This window comes from Enterobacter cloacae complex sp. P18RS, from assembly GCF_014982105.1.
Lineage (GTDB): Bacteria > Pseudomonadota > Gammaproteobacteria > Enterobacterales > Enterobacteriaceae > Enterobacter > Enterobacter hormaechei_C.
Genome location: NZ_JADCKV010000011.1, coordinates 432810 through 450107, shown reverse-complemented (window position 1 = coordinate 450107; position 17298 = coordinate 432810). Strand labels below are relative to the sequence as shown.

At 55.0% G+C, this 17298-nt stretch carries 17 protein-coding genes; 13 read left to right on the top strand and 4 right to left on the bottom strand.

The window, feature by feature from the left end; translation table 11 throughout:
• Positions 1 to 78 precede the first annotated feature (78 nt).
• A complete protein-coding gene (locus tag INF61_RS09865) occupies positions 79 to 849 on the bottom strand; it encodes an amidohydrolase (protein WP_017383119.1) in 771 nt (256 codons plus the stop codon).
• A gap of 107 nt (positions 850 to 956) precedes the next feature.
• Positions 957 to 3401 (bottom strand): acyl-CoA dehydrogenase FadE, encoded by a 2445-nt coding sequence (gene fadE / locus INF61_RS09860; RefSeq protein WP_058701016.1) that lies wholly within the window; start codon positions 3399 to 3401, stop codon positions 957 to 959.
• Between the two features lie 238 nt (positions 3402 to 3639).
• Here fadE and lpcA point away from each other — a divergent pair, with 238 nt between their 5' ends.
• Both lpcA and INF61_RS09850 read left to right on the top strand, forming a co-directional pair.
• Positions 3640 to 4218, top strand: coding sequence for a D-sedoheptulose 7-phosphate isomerase (lpcA, locus tag INF61_RS09855; protein WP_003863232.1), 579 nt, complete (start codon positions 3640 to 3642; stop codon positions 4216 to 4218).
• 48 nt (positions 4219 to 4266) lie between these two features.
• Positions 4267 to 5034 carry a class II glutamine amidotransferase gene (locus INF61_RS09850; RefSeq protein WP_017383120.1) on the top strand — a complete coding sequence of 256 codons (768 nt, stop codon included), beginning with the start codon at positions 4267 to 4269 and terminating at the stop codon, positions 5032 to 5034.
• On the opposite strand, the gene dpaA is transcribed toward INF61_RS09850, so the two are convergent.
• Positions 5005 to 5745 carry a peptidoglycan meso-diaminopimelic acid protein amidase gene (dpaA, locus tag INF61_RS09845; RefSeq protein ID WP_006810008.1) on the bottom strand — a complete coding sequence of 247 codons (741 nt, stop codon included), beginning with the start codon at positions 5743 to 5745 and terminating at the stop codon, positions 5005 to 5007. The genes INF61_RS09850 and dpaA overlap by 30 nt on opposite strands.
• Positions 5746 to 6045: 300 nt before the next feature.
• On the opposite strand from dpaA, the gene INF61_RS09840 reads away from it, so the two are divergent.
• From INF61_RS09840 to dinB, 8 genes are all read left to right on the top strand, one after another.
• Positions 6046 to 7389: a Na(+)-translocating NADH-quinone reductase subunit A gene (locus tag INF61_RS09840; protein WP_032647337.1), complete on the top strand. Its 1344-nt coding sequence runs from the start codon at positions 6046 to 6048 to the stop codon at positions 7387 to 7389.
• 2 nt (positions 7390 to 7391) lie between these two features.
• On the top strand, positions 7392 to 8627 hold the full coding sequence (locus INF61_RS09835) for an NADH:ubiquinone reductase (Na(+)-transporting) subunit B (protein WP_017383123.1): 1236 nt from the start codon (positions 7392 to 7394) through the stop codon (positions 8625 to 8627).
• Entirely contained in the window at positions 8620 to 9414 is a 795-nt protein-coding gene (locus INF61_RS09830; RefSeq protein WP_023295964.1) for a Na(+)-translocating NADH-quinone reductase subunit C, read from the top strand. Before INF61_RS09835 ends, INF61_RS09830 begins: the two co-directional genes overlap by 8 nt.
• A complete protein-coding gene (locus INF61_RS09825; protein ID WP_003863219.1) occupies positions 9407 to 10045 on the top strand; it encodes an NADH:ubiquinone reductase (Na(+)-transporting) subunit D in 639 nt (212 codons plus the stop codon). Before INF61_RS09830 ends, INF61_RS09825 begins: the two co-directional genes overlap by 8 nt.
• 6 nt (positions 10046 to 10051) lie before the next feature.
• On the top strand, positions 10052 to 10648 hold the full coding sequence (gene nqrE, locus INF61_RS09820; RefSeq protein ID WP_003863217.1) for an NADH:ubiquinone reductase (Na(+)-transporting) subunit E: 597 nt from the start codon (positions 10052 to 10054) through the stop codon (positions 10646 to 10648).
• A 10-nt stretch (positions 10649 to 10658) separates the two neighbouring features.
• Positions 10659 to 11882, top strand: coding sequence for an NADH:ubiquinone reductase (Na(+)-transporting) subunit F (gene nqrF, locus INF61_RS09815; protein ID WP_017694467.1), 1224 nt, complete (start codon positions 10659 to 10661; stop codon positions 11880 to 11882).
• Positions 11883 to 11884: 2 nt separating this feature from the next.
• Entirely contained in the window at positions 11885 to 12085 is a 201-nt protein-coding gene (nqrM, locus tag INF61_RS09810; protein ID WP_003863212.1) for a (Na+)-NQR maturation NqrM, read from the top strand.
• 107 nt (positions 12086 to 12192) lie between these two features.
• A complete protein-coding gene (gene dinB, locus INF61_RS09805) occupies positions 12193 to 13251 on the top strand; it encodes a DNA polymerase IV (RefSeq protein ID WP_017694466.1) in 1059 nt (352 codons plus the stop codon).
• 55 nt (positions 13252 to 13306) lie between these two features.
• Here the strand turns inward: dinB and pepD are convergent, their stop codons facing one another.
• Entirely contained in the window at positions 13307 to 14764 is a 1458-nt protein-coding gene (gene pepD / locus INF61_RS09800) for a cytosol nonspecific dipeptidase (protein ID WP_023295966.1), read from the bottom strand.
• A 258-nt stretch (positions 14765 to 15022) separates the two neighbouring features.
• On the opposite strand from pepD, the gene gpt reads away from it, so the two are divergent.
• The 3 genes from gpt to crl all read left to right on the top strand — a co-directional run bounded on the left by gpt (position 15023) and on the right by crl (position 17288).
• Entirely contained in the window at positions 15023 to 15481 is a 459-nt protein-coding gene (gene gpt, locus INF61_RS09795) for a xanthine phosphoribosyltransferase (RefSeq protein WP_003863205.1), read from the top strand.
• A gap of 104 nt (positions 15482 to 15585) precedes the next feature.
• Complete coding sequence (gene frsA, locus INF61_RS09790; protein WP_047740945.1) at positions 15586 to 16830, top strand: esterase FrsA; 1245 nt, start codon at positions 15586 to 15588, stop codon at positions 16828 to 16830.
• A gap of 56 nt (positions 16831 to 16886) precedes the next feature.
• Positions 16887 to 17288 (top strand): sigma factor-binding protein Crl, encoded by a 402-nt coding sequence (crl, locus tag INF61_RS09785; protein WP_006809999.1) that lies wholly within the window; start codon positions 16887 to 16889, stop codon positions 17286 to 17288.
• Positions 17289 to 17298: the final 10 nt, after the last annotated feature.

The following is a 17298-nucleotide window of genomic DNA, read 5'->3' as shown; positions in this document are numbered from 1 at the left end:
CCGGTGGCGCTGCGCTTACCGTGCCTACGCTGTGCTTTTTGTAGGCCGGGTAAGGCGCAGCCGTCACCCGGCTTTTTTTCAACCAATGCTAAACGGATCTGCATCCTGCCAGGCCGGAAACTTCTCCCGATACTCCTTTAACGCCGTTAACGAGATCTCAGCGTCAATTCGTGTTGCCTGATGCGGCTCGGCGGTGGCAATAATCTCACCCTGCGGACTTATCACCCGGCTGTCACCGCGATAGTGATGCCCGTTGCCGTCCGTTCCCACGCGGTTACAGCCAACGACATAAGCCTGATTTTCAATCGCGCGCGCGGTCAGTAAAGCCTGCCAGTGCAGGGAGCGTGGGGCGGGCCAGTTGGCGACGTACAACGCCAGGTCATAATCGTTGCGGTTGCGCGACCACACCGGGAAGCGCAGGTCATAGCAGACCAGCGGCAGAATACGCCAGCCGCGCCATTCAAATACCACGCGTTCGCTTCCGGCTTCATAATGTTGATGTTCATCCGCCATGCGGAACAGGTGGCGCTTATCGTAGAAATGGACTTTTCCTTCCGGCTCGACCAGCAGGAAGCGGTTGACCGGTCCGCGCCCGGTCTGGAGTGCGACGCTACCGGCAATCAGCGCATTTGTTTCCTGCGCCCTGGCGTGCATCCAGGCCACCACCTCGTCCTGCGGCATGGACTGTTTTGCTGCCTCCATCGCGAAACCTGTGGTAAACATCTCCGGCAGGACAATCACATCGCGTCCGGTAATCTCTTCCAGCTGGCGATCAAAATGGCGAAGGTTGGCGGGGCCGTCCATCCACACTAAAGGTTGCTGCAAAACAGAAATCTTTAAACCAGGCACGATACAGGCTCCTTAATAAACACTTTTTGACACTGTAGCACGTCATTACCAGAAAATGTGGCAATAAAAAACCCCGCGCGGGGCGGGGTTTGTGGGAGCAAAAGGCCTTATGCCGCTTCAGGTTTGCGGTGTTTCTCTGGCAGCTTTACCGGCTGTGTCGCCAGCTCTTCAGGTTCGAAATCATCCACATTAATACTGCGCAGACGGCTCTCTTCGGCTTTCACCAGAATCGCAACTTCGCTGTTGTCGATGATGCCACCTGCCAGCGCCTGTTTTGCCAGCTCATCCAGTCGTGTAAACGGCAGGTTTTTGCCCAGCTGTTTGCAGATCTTCTGGTGAATCGGGTCGGCGGCCATCACGTCAAGCAGCGCCTCTTCCAGCAAACCTACCGGGTTATGCGGGGTAGGTGCCAGATATTGACCCCGACCAATACGAGAGCGGGTTGCGCTTGGTACCTGGAGGATTTTTGCCACTTTGTGATCCAGCTTGTCGGACGGCGCCAGGTGATGACGACCGGTCGGGAAGATCACCGCGCGCAGGGCACCCGCTACGAAGCGGTTCGGGAAGTTCGCCAGCAGATCGTCAATCGCCTGTTCGGCCTGATACATCGCATCCTGCACGCCCCAGTGCACCAGCGGCAGATCCGCTTCCTGACGGCCTTCATCGTCGTAGCGTTTCAGCACCGCAGAGGCCAGGAAGATCTGGCTCAGCACATCACCCAGACGGGCGGAGATGCGTTCGCGACGCTTCAGGCTACCGCCCAGGACGGCCATTGAGACGTCAGACAGCAGGGCCAGGTTGGCGCTCAGACGGTTCAGATGCTGGTAGTAACGTTTGGTCGCATCGCCGGTTGGCGTCGCGCTGGTCAGCCCGCGCGTCAGGCCCAGCCAGAAGCTGCGCACCTTGTTGCTGCCGACGTGACCGATATGTTTGAACAGCAGCTTGTCGAAGGCATCCACATCATTATTCTGCGCGGCAGCCATCTCTTCCAGCACGTACGGATGGCAACGAATCGCACCCTGGCCGAAGATCATCATGCTGCGGGTCAGGATGTTTGCCCCTTCCACGGTGATGGCAATCGGCGCACCCTGATAGCCGCGCGCCAGGAAGTTGCCTTCGCCGAGCATGATACCTTTACCGCCTGCGATATCCATTGCATCAATAATTGACTGCTGTGCGCGGTGGGTACAGTGATACTTCACAATCGCTGACAGCACGGCGGGTTTTTCACCCAGCATAATGCCGTAGGTAATCAGCGAGGCTGCGGCGTCCATCACGTAGGCATTGCCCGCAATACGCGCCAGCGGCTCTTCGATACCTTCCATCTTGCCGATGGAGATTTTGAACTGACGGCGGATATGCGCGTAAGCCCCAATCCCCATCGCCACCGATTTCAGACCGCCTGTTGAGTTCGACGGCAGGGTAATGCCGCGGCCCACAGACAGACATTCCACCAGCATACGCCAGCCCTGCCCGGCCATTTTCGGGCCACCGATGATGTAGTCAATCGGGACAAAGATATCCTGACCGCGGGTAGGACCGTTCTGGAACGGTACGTTCAGAGGGAAGTGACGGCGACCAATTTCAACGCCCGGGGTTGAGGTTGGGATCAGCGCACAGGTAATACCCAGCTCTTCTTCACCGCCCAGCAGTTTTTCCGGGTCAGAGAGTTTGAACGCCAGGCCCAGCACCGTGGCGATAGGTGCGAGGGTGATATAACGTTTGTTCCAGGTCAGGCGCATACCCAGCACCTGCTGGCCCTGCCATTCGCCCATGCAAACCACGCCGGTATCAGGGATTGCGCCGGCATCGGAGCCCGCCTCCGGGCTGGTCAGCGCGAAGCACGGAATTTCCTGACCACGCGCCAGACGCGGCAGGTAGTGATCTTTCTGCTCTTCTGTACCGTAATGCTGTAAAAGCTCGCCCGGGCCTAAGGAGTTTGGCACGCCAACGGTGATCGCCAGGATCCCGGAGACACCCGCCAGTTTTTGCAGTACGCGAGCCTGAGCGTAAGCGGAGAATTCCAGACCGCCGTACTCTTTCTTAATGATCATCGCGAAGAAGCGATGCTCTTTCAGGTATGCCCACAGCTCAGGCGGCAGGTCGGCCATTTCGTGAGTGATGGCAAAGTCGTTTGCCATGCGGCACGCTTCTTCTACCGGACCATCAATAAAGGCTTGTTCTTCGGCGGTCAGACGCGGCTGCGGATAGTTGTGAAGCTTTTTCCAGTCAGGGTTGCCCTGGAACAGATCGCCTTCCCACCAGGTTGTACCGGCGTCAATCGCTTCTTTCTCTGTACGCGACATCGGCGGCATCACTTTACGGAATCCCCTGAACACCGGCGCAGAGATCATCGACTTACGCATCGGCGTCAGGTTGAACGGCAGCAAAATGATGGCCAGGGGAACAAGGACCCAGATATTCCACAGGCCAGCGACGCCAAGTGCAGCCGTCCAGGCCAGAAGAATCAGGCTACTCAGGAATAAACTGACACGGTGATAGAACAACACACCGAGCAGCACAACGGTTGCGAAAATGCTCAAAATCATCATAAAGAAAAGCTCCCTTGCTTGTAGGAGGTCTGACCACTTGTGATGATATGGTTGTAGTTGATGTCATTTCCTTTAGCAATGTGTTTACAAAATAATTACAACCTGGTTCACATTGTTCGCGTTTTAGCCGGCACAAAAATCAAAACGCCGGACGATTCGCATGGCTTTAGCTTCTCGCTTTTACTGCTATCCGGTACACTCCACTGTGTTATTTCATCAATACTGAAGGATTATCCTCATGTACCAGGATCTTATTCGTAACGAACTGAACGAAGCGGCGGAAACGCTGGCGAATTTTCTGAAAGATGATGCCAATATTCACGCTATTCAGCGCGCGGCGGTCCTGCTTGCCGACAGCTTCAAAGCCGGCGGTAAAGTGCTCTCCTGCGGTAACGGCGGTTCCCACTGTGACGCCATGCACTTCGCCGAAGAGCTGACCGGACGCTATCGCGAAAACCGTCCGGGCTACCCGGCGATTGCGATTTCCGACGTGAGCCACATCTCCTGTGTAGGCAACGACTTCGGTTACGACCATATCTTTTCCCGCTACGTTGAAGCCGTAGGCCGTGAAGGCGACGTGCTGCTGGGTATCTCCACGTCCGGTAACTCTGCTAACGTGATCAAAGCGATCGCCGCCGCGCGTGAGAAGGGCATGAAAGTGATCACCCTTACCGGGAAAGATGGCGGTAAGATGGACGGTACAGCGGACATTGAAATCCGTGTACCACACTTCGGTTATGCGGATCGCGTTCAGGAAATTCACATCAAAGTGATCCACATCCTGATCCAACTGATCGAAAAAGAGATGGTTAAGTAAGACTTCGCTGGGGGGCGCCGGTGCCCCCCGCTGTTGTGGAGGTGATCTATGTGCGAACTGCTCGGGATGAGCGCCAATGTGCCAACCGATATCTGCTTTAGTTTTACCGGGCTGGTTCAGCGCGGTGGAGGAACCGGGCCGCATAAAGACGGCTGGGGTATTACCTTCTACGAAGGCAAAGGATGTCGCACGTTTAAAGATCCACAACCCAGCTTTAACTCACCCATTGCCAGACTGGTGCAGGACTATCCTATTAAATCCTGTTCGGTGATCGCCCATATCCGCCAGGCAAATCGCGGCGAAGTGGCGCTGGAAAATACCCATCCGTTTACCCGTGAACTGTGGGGCCGTAACTGGACCTATGCGCACAACGGGCAGCTTTCGGGCTATAAGTCGCTGGAAACCGGCAATTTCCGTCCTGTCGGTGAAACGGACAGCGAAAAAGCATTTTGCTGGCTGCTGCACAAGCTGACCGAGCGCTACCCCCGTACGCCCGGCAACATGACCGCCGTTTTTAAGTACATAGCGTCACTGGCGTCTGAGTTACGCGAGAAGGGCGTCTTTAATATGCTGCTGTCTGACGGGCGCTACGTGATGGCGTTCTGCTCGACGAATCTGTTCTGGATCACCCGACGTGCGCCGTTTGGCGTCGCCACGCTGCTCGATCAGGATGTGGAAATTGATTTTCAGAAGGAGACCACACCGAACGATGTGGTCACTGTCATTGCAACGCAGCCGCTGACCGGCAACGAAACCTGGCAAAAGATCATGCCAGGCGAGTGGGCGCTATTTTGTCTCGGGGACCGCGTAATTTGACGCCAGCTGCGGCTGAACCACTTCATGGCTGAGCGGTTTACTCACCACGTAACGGCCATTGACGATGGACACCACCGGCGGCTTATGGGTCTGCTCGAAGTAGTCATAGCCCGGTTTTAGCTGTTTCCAGAAATCTGTGTAAACAGAGTACTTATGGCGCGCCATGTTCGCATCCGTCATACGGAACGGATAGATGCTGACCTGAACGTTCGGCTGGCCGAAGACCAGTGCGCCCGTGACAAACTGGAAGATTTCATCAATGCCGGAATCCGTCATCGCATAACAACCGACAGACACGCAGGCACCGTGAATCATCAGGTATTTCCCTTCGTAACCGTGCGCACGGTCGAAGGCATTGGGGAAACCGATGTTAATCGCTTTATAGAACCGGCTGTCCGGTTTTAGCTGGTTACGCTGAACGTTGTAAAACCCTTCCGGACTTTTGAAGTCACCCTGGCGCTGTTTCGGCCCCAGCCCGCCAGAATAGTTACAGATTTTGTAGCTATCGAGCAGCTGATACGTCTCGCCCATTTTGACAAACAGATCGAGTGTGCGCTCTTCCTTGAAGATTTGAATATAAACCGGGGATCCCATCAACTGCTGTTTATACTCTTTGCTGACCGGCGTCGTTGAACTATTACTGCCAAGCAGCCCGGCAAACGACATGCACGGTATCAGAAGCATCGCAATGAACAATGCGATTTTACGCATACTACTGGTTCCTTGATAAAACAATGACCAACTTGCCAGAACGGCAAAAGACACCCGAAATCAGACTAATCTGGACAGGAGCGCTCACATTAGCACCGATGGAGATTTTCGCAAGAGCCAACCTTTGCGTTTACAAATTAGTTTTACTTTATAACCCATTCATAATGTCCTGACTCCAGGAACTTTGCGCAATAGCTCGCATTTCGGCGCGCCAGACGGCGGATTTGCTGCCCCTGGCAGGGCCGAAAATGGTACACTCCGGCCTCTCTGGATTGTTGTTCATGGATACCTGCTAACCACATGTTTAGAATCAGAAAAGGACTCGATCTGCCAATCTCTGGCGTGCCTGAACAGCACGTCACCACCGGCGCCAGTATTCATCATGTCGCTATTGTAGGTGATGATTACGTGGGCATGCGTCCCGCGATGCTGGTACAGGAAGGCGATCGCGTAATAAAAGGTCAGGCGCTCTTCGAGGATAAAAAAAATCCTGGCGTTATGTTTACAGCCCCAGCCAGCGGCACCGTTGTCGCCATCCATCGTGGTGAGCGTCGCGTCCTGCAATCGGTTGTTATTCAAATTGAAGGCGATGAGAAACGCGAATTTGCGCGTTTTGACGCCGCCGATCTTGCCACCCTCAGCCACGACGCGGTGCAGACGCAACTGCTGGAGTCGGGACTGTGGACGGCGCTTCGCACGCGCCCCTATAGCAAAACGCCCGTGCCTGGCACTGTGCCGGCCGCTATCTTCGTCACGGCCATCGACACCAACCCGCTTAGCGCAGATCCGCAGCCTCTTATCCTGGCGGAACGAAACGCTTTCGATGCCGGCCTCACCGTGTTAACGCGCCTGACGCCGGGTAAAGTGCATGTCTGTCAGGCCAGCGGCGGTAAGCTGGGCGGGCATCCGCAAGGGCAGGTAGCCTTTAATGAATTTGCCGGCCCGCATCCGGCCGGGCTGGTGGGAACGCATATTCATTTCCTGGAGCCGGTAAGCCTGACGAAACAGGTCTGGCATCTTAATTATCAGGACGTGATCGCTATCGGTAAGCTATTCACCACGGGTGAGCTGTGCGCAGAACGCATTATTGCCATCGGCGGCCCTCAGGCAACCCAACCGCGTCTGGTTCGCACGCTGCTTGGGGCAGACCTGACGGCGCTGTTGGCTGGCGAAACGAAAGAGGGTGAAAACCGTATTATTTCCGGTTCGGTGCTGAGCGGCAGGCACGCGACAGGCCCGATGGCCTGGCTGGGTCGTTTCCATCTTCAGGTGAGCGTTGTGCTTGAAGGACGCGAGAAAGAGCTGTTCGGCTGGGTACTGCCTGGTGCAGAAAAATACTCGGTAACGCGCACCACGCTCGGCCACTTCCTGCGTCGTAAGCTGTTTAACTTCTCCACCAGCACCAACGGCGGTGAGCGCGCCATGGTTCCGATTGGCAACTACGAACGCGTGATGCCGCTGGATATTCTGCCCACCGTGCTGCTGCGCGATCTCCTGGCCGGCGATACCGACGGTGCCCAGGCGTTGGGCTGTCTGGAGCTGGACGAAGAAGATCTGGCGCTGTGTACCTATGTGTGTCCAGGTAAATACGAATATGGACCCGTATTGCGCGAGGTGTTAACCCGCATTGAGCAGGAAGGATAACCATGGGCTTAAAACACCTCTTTGAAAAAATTGAGCCGCACTTTACCGAAGGGAAGCTCAAAAAGTACTACCCGCTGTATGAAGCGACAACGACCATTTTCTACACGCCGGGTCTGGTGACGAAAGGCGCGGCGCACGTTCGCGACGCCATCGACCTCAAGCGAATGATGATTCTGGTCTGGTTTGCGGTCTTCCCGGCCATGTTCTGGGGGATGTATAACGTTGGGTTGCAAACTATTCCGGCGCTGCACCATATGTACAATGCAGAGCAGCTGGCGCAGGTGATTCAGTCTGACTGGCACTATCGTCTGGCGCAGTCGCTGGGGGTGAGCTTTGCGGCAGATGCCGGCTGGATCAGCATGATGACGCTGGGCGCTGTCTTCTTCCTCCCCATCTATATGACTGTCTTTATCGTCGGCGGTTTCTGGGAGGTGCTGTTCGCTATTATTCGCAAACATGAGATCAACGAGGGCTTCTTTGTTACCTCTATTCTGTTTGCGCTGATTGTTCCGCCAACGCTGCCGCTCTGGCAGGCGGCGATGGGGATCAGCTTTGGCGTGGTGATTGCCAAGGAGATCTTCGGCGGGACCGGACGCAACTTCCTCAATCCGGCGCTGGCAGGGCGCGCGTTCCTGTTCTTTGCTTATCCGGCGCAAATCTCGGGCGACCTGGTGTGGACGGCAGCAGACGGATTCTCCGGCGCGACGCCACTTTCACAGTGGGCGGCTGGCGGCGGCGAAACGCTGGTCAATAATGCAACCGGACAGCCTGTCACCTGGTTTGATGCGTTTATCGGCAATATTCCAGGCTCCATCGGTGAAGTGTCTACACTGATGATTTTGATCGGCGGGGCCATCATCCTCTTTGGCCGCGTGGCGTCCTGGCGCATTGTCGCAGGCGTCATGCTCGGGATGGTACTCACCGCCACGCTTTTCAACTTCATTGGTTCAGACACAAACCCGATGTTCTCCATGCCGTGGTACTGGCACCTTGTGCTGGGAGGCTTTGCGTTTGGCATGATGTTCATGGCCACCGATCCGGTCTCGGCTTCGTTTACCGACAGAGGTAAATGGTGTTACGGCGCGCTCATTGGGGTGATGTGTGTACTGATTCGCGTGGTCAACCCGGCTTATCCGGAAGGGATGATGTTGGCCATTCTGTTTGCCAATCTGTTTGCGCCGCTGTTCGACTACCTGGTCGTGCGCGCCAACATTAAGCGGAGGAAGGCGCGTGGCTGAGATCAAAAATAACGACAGCATCAGCAAAACGCTGCTGGTGGTGCTGGTACTGTGTCTGGTCTGTTCCATTGTCGTGGCCGGTTCTGCCGTAGGGTTAAAACCGCTACAGCAGGAGCAACGAGCGCTGGATAAACAGCGTAACATCCTGGCCGTGGCCGGGCTGATGCAGGAAGGCATGACGAAGGATGACGTCGCAGCGGTGTTTGCCGAACGTATTACCGCACGGCTGGTGGATTTAAAAACCGGGGAGTTAATGGATAAAGACCCGGCGAAATACAACCAGGCGCTGGCGCTAAAAGATCCGCAGATGAGCACCACGCTTGACGCCTCGCAGGATCCGGCAGGCATTAAGCGCCGCAGCAATGTCGCGGAGATTTACCTCGTCCGTGATGAGCAAAAGCGCATCCAGGAAATCGTGTTGCCCATCTATGGCAACGGTTTATGGTCAATGATGTACGCCTTTGTGGCGCTGGATACCGATGGTCGTACGGTGAAAGGCATTACTTATTACGATCAGGGCGAAACACCAGGGCTGGGGGGCGAAGTTGAGAACCCTAACTGGCGGGCACAGTTTGTTGGTAAAAAAGTGCTCGACGACAACGGCCAGCCTGCGCTGAAGGTGGTGAAAGGGGGCGCACGTCCCGGCGATGAATTTGCCGTTGATGGCCTTTCCGGTGCCACGCTCACCTCTAACGGTGTGCAGCACAGCTTTGATTTCTGGATGGGTGAACTGGGCTTTGGTCCCTTCCTGAAGAATGTACGTGAAGGAGCGCTGAATAATGGCTGATACGGGTGAACTGAAAGAAGTTAAAAAGGTGCTGATTGGCCCGCTGTTAGCCAATAACCCGATAACGCTACAGGTGCTGGGGGTGTGCTCGGCGCTGGCGGTGACCACCAAGCTGGAAACGGCGGTGGTCATGACGCTGGCGGTAACGCTGGTGACAGCGTTTTCCAGCATGTTTATCTCAATGATCCGCCACCACATACCCAACAGCGTGAGGATCATCGTGCAGATGGCGATTATCGCCTCGCTGGTGATCGTGGTCGATCAGCTCCTGCGCGCCTTCGCCTATGAAACCTCGAAGCAGCTTTCGGTGTTTGTCGGCCTGATAATCACCAACTGCATCGTGATGGGGCGTGCTGAAGCCTATGCGATGAAAATGCCACCGCTGGCGAGCTTTATGGACGGTATTGGCAACGGCCTGGGTTACGGCGTGATCCTGTTGACGGTTGGTTTCCTGCGCGAACTTATTGGCAGCGGCAAGCTGTTTGGCATTCCGGTGCTGGATACGGTACAGAACGGCGGCTGGTATCTGCCGAACGGCCTGTTCCTGCTGGCCCCAAGCGCATTTTTCATTATCGGTTTGCTGATCTGGCTGATTCGTACGTTGAAGCCTGAACAGCAGGAAAAGGAGTAACCGACAATGGCTCATTACCTGAGTTTATTTGTGCGCGCGGTGTTTGTTGAAAACATGGCGCTCGCTTTCTTCCTGGGCATGTGTACGTTCCTTGCCGTTTCTAAAAAGGTATCGACGGCATTTGGTCTGGGCGTGGCAGTTACCGTTGTGCTGGGGCTTTCCGTTCCGATTAACAACCTGGTATTCAACTTCGTGCTGCGCGATGGCGCGCTGGTGGAGGGGGTTGATCTTAGCTTCCTGAACTTCATCACCTTTATCGGAGTGATTGCGGCGCTTGTTCAGATCCTGGAGATGATCCTCGATAAATACTTCCCGTCGCTGTACAACGCGCTGGGGATCTTCCTGCCGCTGATCGCCGTGAACTGCGCCATCTTCGGTGGCGTCTCGTTTATGGTTCAGCGCGATTACAACTTCAGTGAATCGGTTGTGTATGGCTTCGGTTCCGGTATCGGCTGGATGCTAGCGATTGTCACCATGGCGGGGATCCGTGAAAAAATGAAATATGCCAACGTACCTGCGGGGCTTCGTGGCTTAGGGATCACCTTTATCACCACCGGCCTGATGGCGTTGGGCTTTATGTCCTTCTCCGGTGTGCAGCTATAAGGGCTAACAGATGGAAATTATTCTTGGCGTGGTGATGTTCACGCTGATAGTACTGGTGCTGTCAGGGCTGATCCTGGCGGCGCGTGCGAAGCTGGTCAATTCCGGAGATGTGATCATTGATATCAATGACGATCCGAAGAATCAGATCCGTACCCCGGCAGGGGATAAGCTGCTTAACACGCTCTCCGGCAACGGGATTTTTGTCTCGTCTGCCTGTGGCGGCGGTGGCTCCTGTGGCCAGTGCCGTGTGACGGTCAAAGAGGGCGGCGGTGATATTCTGCCAACGGAACTGTCGCATATCACGAAGCGTGAAGCGAAAGAGGGATGCCGTCTGGCGTGCCAGGTCGCTGTGCGCCAGAACATGAAGATTGAGCTGCCGGAGGAGATCTTCGGCGTGAAAAAATGGGAATGCGAAGTTATCTCTAACGATAACAAAGCCACGTTCATCAAAGAGCTCAAGCTGCGTGTCCCTGAAGGGGAGAGCGTCCCGTTCCGTGCGGGTGGGTATATCCAGATTGATTGTCCGGCACACACCGTCGCGTATGCTGACTTCGATGTGCCTGAGGAGTACCGGGCAGACTGGGATAAATTTAACCTCTTCCGCTTTGTTTCCGAGGTAAAAGAGCCCGCGCTTCGCGCCTATTCCATGGCTAACTATCCGGAAGAGAAGGGCATTATTATGCTCAACGTGCGTATCGCCACGCCGCCACCGAATGTGCCTGATGCCCCTCCTGGCGTCATGTCGTCGTATATCTGGTCCCTCAAGCCTGGCGACAAAGTGACGATTTCCGGCCCGTTCGGCGAATTCTTTGCCAAAGATACTGACGCGGAGATGGTCTTTATCGGCGGCGGTGCGGGTATGGCGCCGATGCGTTCGCATATTTTTGACCAGCTCAAACGACTTGGCAGCAAGCGTAAGATCAGCTTCTGGTACGGGGCGCGTTCACTGCGCGAAATGTTCTATGACGATGAGTTTGAACAACTGGCGCGTGATAACCCTAACTTTACCTTCCATGTGGCGCTATCCGATCCGCAGCCGGAAGATAACTGGACAGGCTATACGGGCTTCATCCACAACGTGTTGTATGAAAATTACCTCAAACAGCACCCGGCACCGGAAGACTGCGAGTTCTATATGTGTGGTCCACCAATGATGAACGCCGCCGTGATTAAGATGCTAAAAGATCTTGGCGTGGAAGATGAGAACATCATGCTTGATGATTTCGGAGGCTGATTATGCTGACTTTTCTGGCGACCTTTGCGGTGTTTGTGCTGGTGATCTTCGGCATGTCCTTAGGCTGGATCATCAAGCGTAAAAGCATTCAGGGCAGTTGCGGAGGCATCTCTTCCATCGGAATGGAAAAAGTGTGCGATTGTCCGGAACCGTGCGATGCGCGGAAAAAGCGGATGGCTCGCGAGCAGCAACGCATTATTTAGTCTTCCAGGTCGGGTAAGGCAACGCCGCCACCCGACAATTCCTGCGCGCACTTCTCAACCCTCATTTGTTTACTGTATACTTATCCAGTAATAAGTGAGGGCTTACTATGCGCAAAATAATCCATGTCGATATGGACTGCTTTTTTGCCGCAGTGGAGATGCGTGACAACCCGGCGCTGCGGGATATTCCGATCGCCATTGGCGGCAGCCGGGTTCAGCGCGGTGTCATCAGCACCGCCAACTATCCTGCTCGCAAATACGGTGTACGCAGCGCCATGCCGACAGCGATGGCGCTGAAACTGTGCCCGCATCTCACTCTTTTGCCCGGACGTTTTGATGCCTATAAAGAAGCATCGAGCCACATTCGGGAGATCTTCGCCCGCTACACCTCACTGATTGAACCGTTATCGCTGGATGAAGCCTATCTGGATGTCACCCACAGCATGCACTGCCACGGCTCCGCCACCCTCATGGCGCAGGAGATCCGCCAGACTATTTTTAATGAGCTGAACCTGACGGCATCGGCAGGCGTCGCGCCGGTCAAATTTCTCGCCAAAATCGCCTCCGATTTAAATAAGCCCAACGGCCAGTACGTCATCACTCCGGAAGAGGTTCCGGCGTTTTTAAAGACGCTGCCGCTCAGCAAAATCCCCGGCGTGGGCAAAGTCTCCGCCGCGAAGCTGGAAAGTATGGGGCTACGCACCTGCGAAGACGTTCAGCGCAGCGATCTGGCGCTGCTGCTTAAGCGTTTTGGCAAGTTTGGCCGCGTACTGTGGGAACGCAGTCAGGGCATTGATGACCGGGATGTGAACAACGAACGGCTGCGTAAATCGGTCGGCGTTGAACGCACACTGAGCGAAGATATCCATGACTGGACCGAGTGTGAAACCATTATTACGGAACAGCTTTATCCTGAGCTTGAACGACGCTTACTGAAGGTCAAACCGGATCTGCTTATTGCCCGACAGGGCATCAAACTGAAATTTAACGATTTTCAGCAGACGACGCAGGAGCACGTCTGGCCACGCCTCAACAAAGAGGATCTTATCGCGACGGCGAAAAAGGCGTGGGAAGAACGGCGGGGCGGACGAGGGGTGAGGCTGGTGGGGCTGCACGTCACCTTGCTGGATCCGCAGCTGGAGCGTCAGCTGGTGTTGGGACTGTAGATTACGCTAATCGTAGGCCCGGCAAGCGTAGCGCCACCGGGCATCAAACGGCTAATTACTTAACAGGAATTGCTTTCAGCAGCTCAGTCAGCAGCGTCCAGTAGTGACCGACGCTTTCAATGTGAACCTGCTCATCCGGGGAGTGTGGCCCGGTGATGGTTGGCCCGATGGAGACCATGTCCATATCCGGATACGGTTTCTTGAACAGACCACACTCCAGACCCGCATGAATAACCTGAATATTCGGGGTGCTGTTGAACAGACGCTGATAAGTTTCACGCACCAGTGCCATGACCGGAGAACTTGCATCCGGCTGCCAGCCCGGGTAGCTGCCTTTTGCAGACGTTTTCGCGCCCGCCAGGGTACCCAGAGATTCCAGCATGCTCACAACGTACTCTTTACCGCTGTCGATCAGGGAACGGATCAGGCAGATGATCTCTGCGCTGTCGTCACCCATGGTCACCACGCCCACGTTCAGGGAGGTTTCCACCACGCCTTTCGCCACGTCAGAGTTGCGAATAACGCCGTTTGGCGTTGCGTTCAGCAGCTGGACGAACGTGTCACGAGACTGTGCGGTCAGCGCGGCTTTATCCGTCGTAACGGACTCCAGCACCACCGTCAGGTTTTTCTCTTTTGCAGACAGTTCGTTTTTCAGGATCTCCAGATACACGCTGGAGAGGTTTTTCAGCTCGTCCGCTTTCGACGCAGGCACCGCCACGGTAGCGAAGGCTTCGCGAGGGATCGCGTTACGCAGAGTACCGCCGTTGAAGTCCACCAGACGCAGATCCAGTTCAGCGGCATGGCCCGCCAGGAAACGCGCCAGCAGTTTGTTGGCGTTGCCCAGGCCCAGGTGAATATCACCGCCGGAGTGACCGCCTTTCAGCCCTTTCAGCGTCAGCTTAAAGGTCTCGAATCCAGCAGGGATCGCTTCGCGGGACAGCGGCAGGGTAGAGATAAAATCGATCCCGCCCGCGCAGCCCATGTAGATCTCACCCTCTTCTTCGGAGTCGGTGTTGATCAGAATGTCCGCTTGCAGCCAGTTTGCCTGGAGACCGAACGCGCCATCCATGCCCGCTTCTTCAGTCATGGTCAGCAGCACTTCCAGCGGACCGTGTTCAACGCTGTCGTCAGCCAGCACGGCCAGCGCGGAAGCCATACCAATACCGTTATCTGCGCCCAGAGTCGTGCCGCGCGCCTTCACCCACTCGCCGTCGATGTACGGCTGAATCGGGTCTTTTGTGAAGTCGTGAACGGTGTCGTTGTTTTTCTGCGGAACCATATCCAGGTGCGCCTGCAATACCACTGGCTTACGGTTTTCCATACCTGCGGTGGCAGGTTTGCGGATAAGAATATTGCCAACCTGGTCGCGCTCAGCGTGCAGACCTTTTTCCTTCGCCCAACCCATAATATGTTCGGCAAGCTGTTCTTCGTGATAGGAAGGGTGCGGAATGGAGCAGATTTTGGCAAAAATATCCCACAGTGGCTGTGGAGATAATTGAGACAGTTCAGACACGATAGGTCTCCTTGTCGTTGCGCTGCAAAACAATGTTGCAGGTCACAGGGTTAGCAGGTTAATCGTTACCACAAGTCAGGCTTGCGAGATGCAACTGAGAATACCACTTTCTCCCGTGGCTGGTAGCATTAAGCATGTAAAAACTCAGGCTCATGGCGCGTAACACTGGTTTTTAGTGCGTCAGATCTCTATAATCTCGCGCAACCTGGTTCACCCTCATTTTTTTAAGCCGTATATAAACAGGCTGGGACACTTCACATGAGCGAAAAATACGTCGTCACCTGGGACATGTTGCAGATTCACGCACGCAAACTGGCTGCGCGTCTGATGCCTTCCGAACAGTGGAAAGGCATTATTGCCGTCAGCCGTGGCGGTCTGGTACCGGGGGCGCTGCTGGCACGTGAGCTGGGTATTCGTCATGTCGATACCGTATGTATCTCCAGCTACGATCACGACAACCAGCGCGAACTGAAAGTGCTGAAACGCGCGGAAGGCGACGGTGAAGGCTTTATCGTTATCGACGATCTGGTGGACACCGGCGGTACCGCGGTGGCTATCCGCGAAATGTATCCAAAAGCGCACTTCGTCACGATCTTTGCGAAACCAGCGGGTCGCCCACTGGTTGATGATTACGTCATTGATATCCCGCAGGATACCTGGATTGAACAGCCATGGGATATGGGCGTGGTCTTCGTACCGCCTATCTCTGGCCGTTAATTTCAGTACGTAACTTTACACGCCCGGTTATGCCGGGCGTTGTTCTTTTTACCCTGCCACGCGTTACAATGGTCTTCATATGACGTATCCATGGAGGCAACGCAATGACGCAGGCGAATCTTACCGAAACTCTCTTCAAACCCCGTTTCAAGCACCCTGAAACGTCGACGCTGGTGCGTCGGTTTAATCCGGGGACAATGCCTGCCGTTCAGTCAGCGTTAGACGGAAAGAACGTGCCCCACTGGTATCGAATGATTAACCGCCTGATGTGGATCTGGCGCGGCATCGATCCGCGTGAAATCCTCGACGTGCAGGCGCGTATCGTGATGAGCGAGTCCGAGCGTACCGACAGCGATCTCTACGATACGGTGGTGGGCTACCGTGGTGGAAACTGGATCTACGAATGGTCAAAGCAGGCCATGCTCTGGCAGCAAAAAGCGGGCCAGGAAGAAGATGCCACTCTCAGCGGAAAGCACTGGCTGCATGCGGCAAATCTGTACAGCATCGCTGCATATCCGCATCTTAAAGGCGACGAACTGGCAGAGCAGGCCCAGGCGCTGGCAAACCGGGCTTATGAAGAGGCCGCGCAGCGGTTGCCTGGCCGGATGCGTGAAATTGAGTTCGCCATTCCCGGTGGCAGCCCGGTGACCGGATTCCTGCATATGCCGGAGGGGGAAGGGCCGTTCCCGACGGTTCTGATGTGCGGTGGACTGGACTCGTTACAAATTGACTATTACAGCCTGTATGAGCGCTACTTTGCCCCAAACGGAATCGCCATGCTGACGCTTGATATGCCTTCCATTGGTTTTTCATCCAAATGGAAACTTACGCAAGACTCCAGCCTGCTGCACCAGCATGCTTTAAAAGCGCTGGAGAATATCCCTTGGGTTGACCACACCCGGGTTGGCGCGTTTGGCTTCCGCTTTGGCGCTAACGTCGCGGTACGGCTGGCCTACCTTGAATCTTCACGCCTGAAGGCCGTCGCCTGTCTTGGCCCGGTGGTGCATGCTCTGTTAAGCGATCCTGCGCGTCAGGGTAGCGTTCCTGAGATGTATCTGGACGTACTGGCGAGCCGACTTGGCATGCATGATGCTTCAGACGAAGCGTTGCGCATTGAACTTAATCGTTATTCATTAAAAACGCAGGGCTTACTCGGCCGCCGCTGCCCAACCCCGATGATGTCCGGTTTCTGGAAGAACGATCCGTTTAGCCCGGAAGAGGAGTCACGCTTAATCACGTCGTCATCTTCTGATGGTAAATTGCTGGAGGTACCCTTCAGCCCGGTGTACCAGAATTTTGACAAAGCGCTGAAAGAGATCACACGCTGGATCACGCAGAGATTGTGTTAATAGTTTGCTAAATTTCGTTGGTTTGGTAAAACAGTGCTTCACAAAAGGAGATCGCAATGACGTTACCGAGTGGACACCCGAAAAGTAGACTGATTAAGAAGTTCATGGCTCTTGGCCCGTATATTCGAGAAGAGCAGTGTGAAGAGAATCGCTTTTTTTTCGACTGCCTGGCTGTTTGCGTCAACGTGAAGCCTGCACCCGAAAAACGTGAGTTTTGGGGCTGGTGGATGGAAATGGAAGCACAGGAAAACCGTTTTACCTATAGCTATCAGTTTGGCCTGTTTAATAAAGACGGGCACTGGCAGGCGACGAGCATCAAAGATCAGGAAGTGATCGATCGTCTGGAGCATACGCTAAAAGAATTTCACGGCAAAGCTCGTGACCTGCTGGCAACGCTGGATCTGAAGCTGGAGCCTGCGGACGATTTTTCCAGCGAAGCGGTGAAACTGAGAGCCTGATGATGTCACA

Coding starts and splice junctions, on each gene's coding strand:
- fadE (WP_058701016.1), bottom strand. CDS start 3,401: ATGATGATTTTGAGCATTTTCGCAACCGTTGTGCTGCTCGGTGTGTTG.
- lpcA (WP_003863232.1), top strand. CDS start 3,640: ATGTACCAGGATCTTATTCGTAACGAACTGAACGAAGCGGCGGAAACG.
- INF61_RS09850 (WP_017383120.1), top strand. CDS start 4,267: ATGTGCGAACTGCTCGGGATGAGCGCCAATGTGCCAACCGATATCTGC.
- dpaA (WP_006810008.1), bottom strand. CDS start 5,745: ATGCGTAAAATCGCATTGTTCATTGCGATGCTTCTGATACCGTGCATG.
- INF61_RS09840 (WP_032647337.1), top strand. CDS start 6,046: ATGTTTAGAATCAGAAAAGGACTCGATCTGCCAATCTCTGGCGTGCCT.
- INF61_RS09835 (WP_017383123.1), top strand. CDS start 7,392: ATGGGCTTAAAACACCTCTTTGAAAAAATTGAGCCGCACTTTACCGAA.
- INF61_RS09825 (WP_003863219.1), top strand. CDS start 9,407: ATGGCTGATACGGGTGAACTGAAAGAAGTTAAAAAGGTGCTGATTGGC.
- nqrE (WP_003863217.1), top strand. CDS start 10,052: ATGGCTCATTACCTGAGTTTATTTGTGCGCGCGGTGTTTGTTGAAAAC.
- nqrF (WP_017694467.1), top strand. CDS start 10,659: ATGGAAATTATTCTTGGCGTGGTGATGTTCACGCTGATAGTACTGGTG.
- nqrM (WP_003863212.1), top strand. CDS start 11,885: ATGCTGACTTTTCTGGCGACCTTTGCGGTGTTTGTGCTGGTGATCTTC.
- dinB (WP_017694466.1), top strand. CDS start 12,193: ATGCGCAAAATAATCCATGTCGATATGGACTGCTTTTTTGCCGCAGTG.
- gpt (WP_003863205.1), top strand. CDS start 15,023: ATGAGCGAAAAATACGTCGTCACCTGGGACATGTTGCAGATTCACGCA.
- frsA (WP_047740945.1), top strand. CDS start 15,586: ATGACGCAGGCGAATCTTACCGAAACTCTCTTCAAACCCCGTTTCAAG.
- crl (WP_006809999.1), top strand. CDS start 16,887: ATGACGTTACCGAGTGGACACCCGAAAAGTAGACTGATTAAGAAGTTC.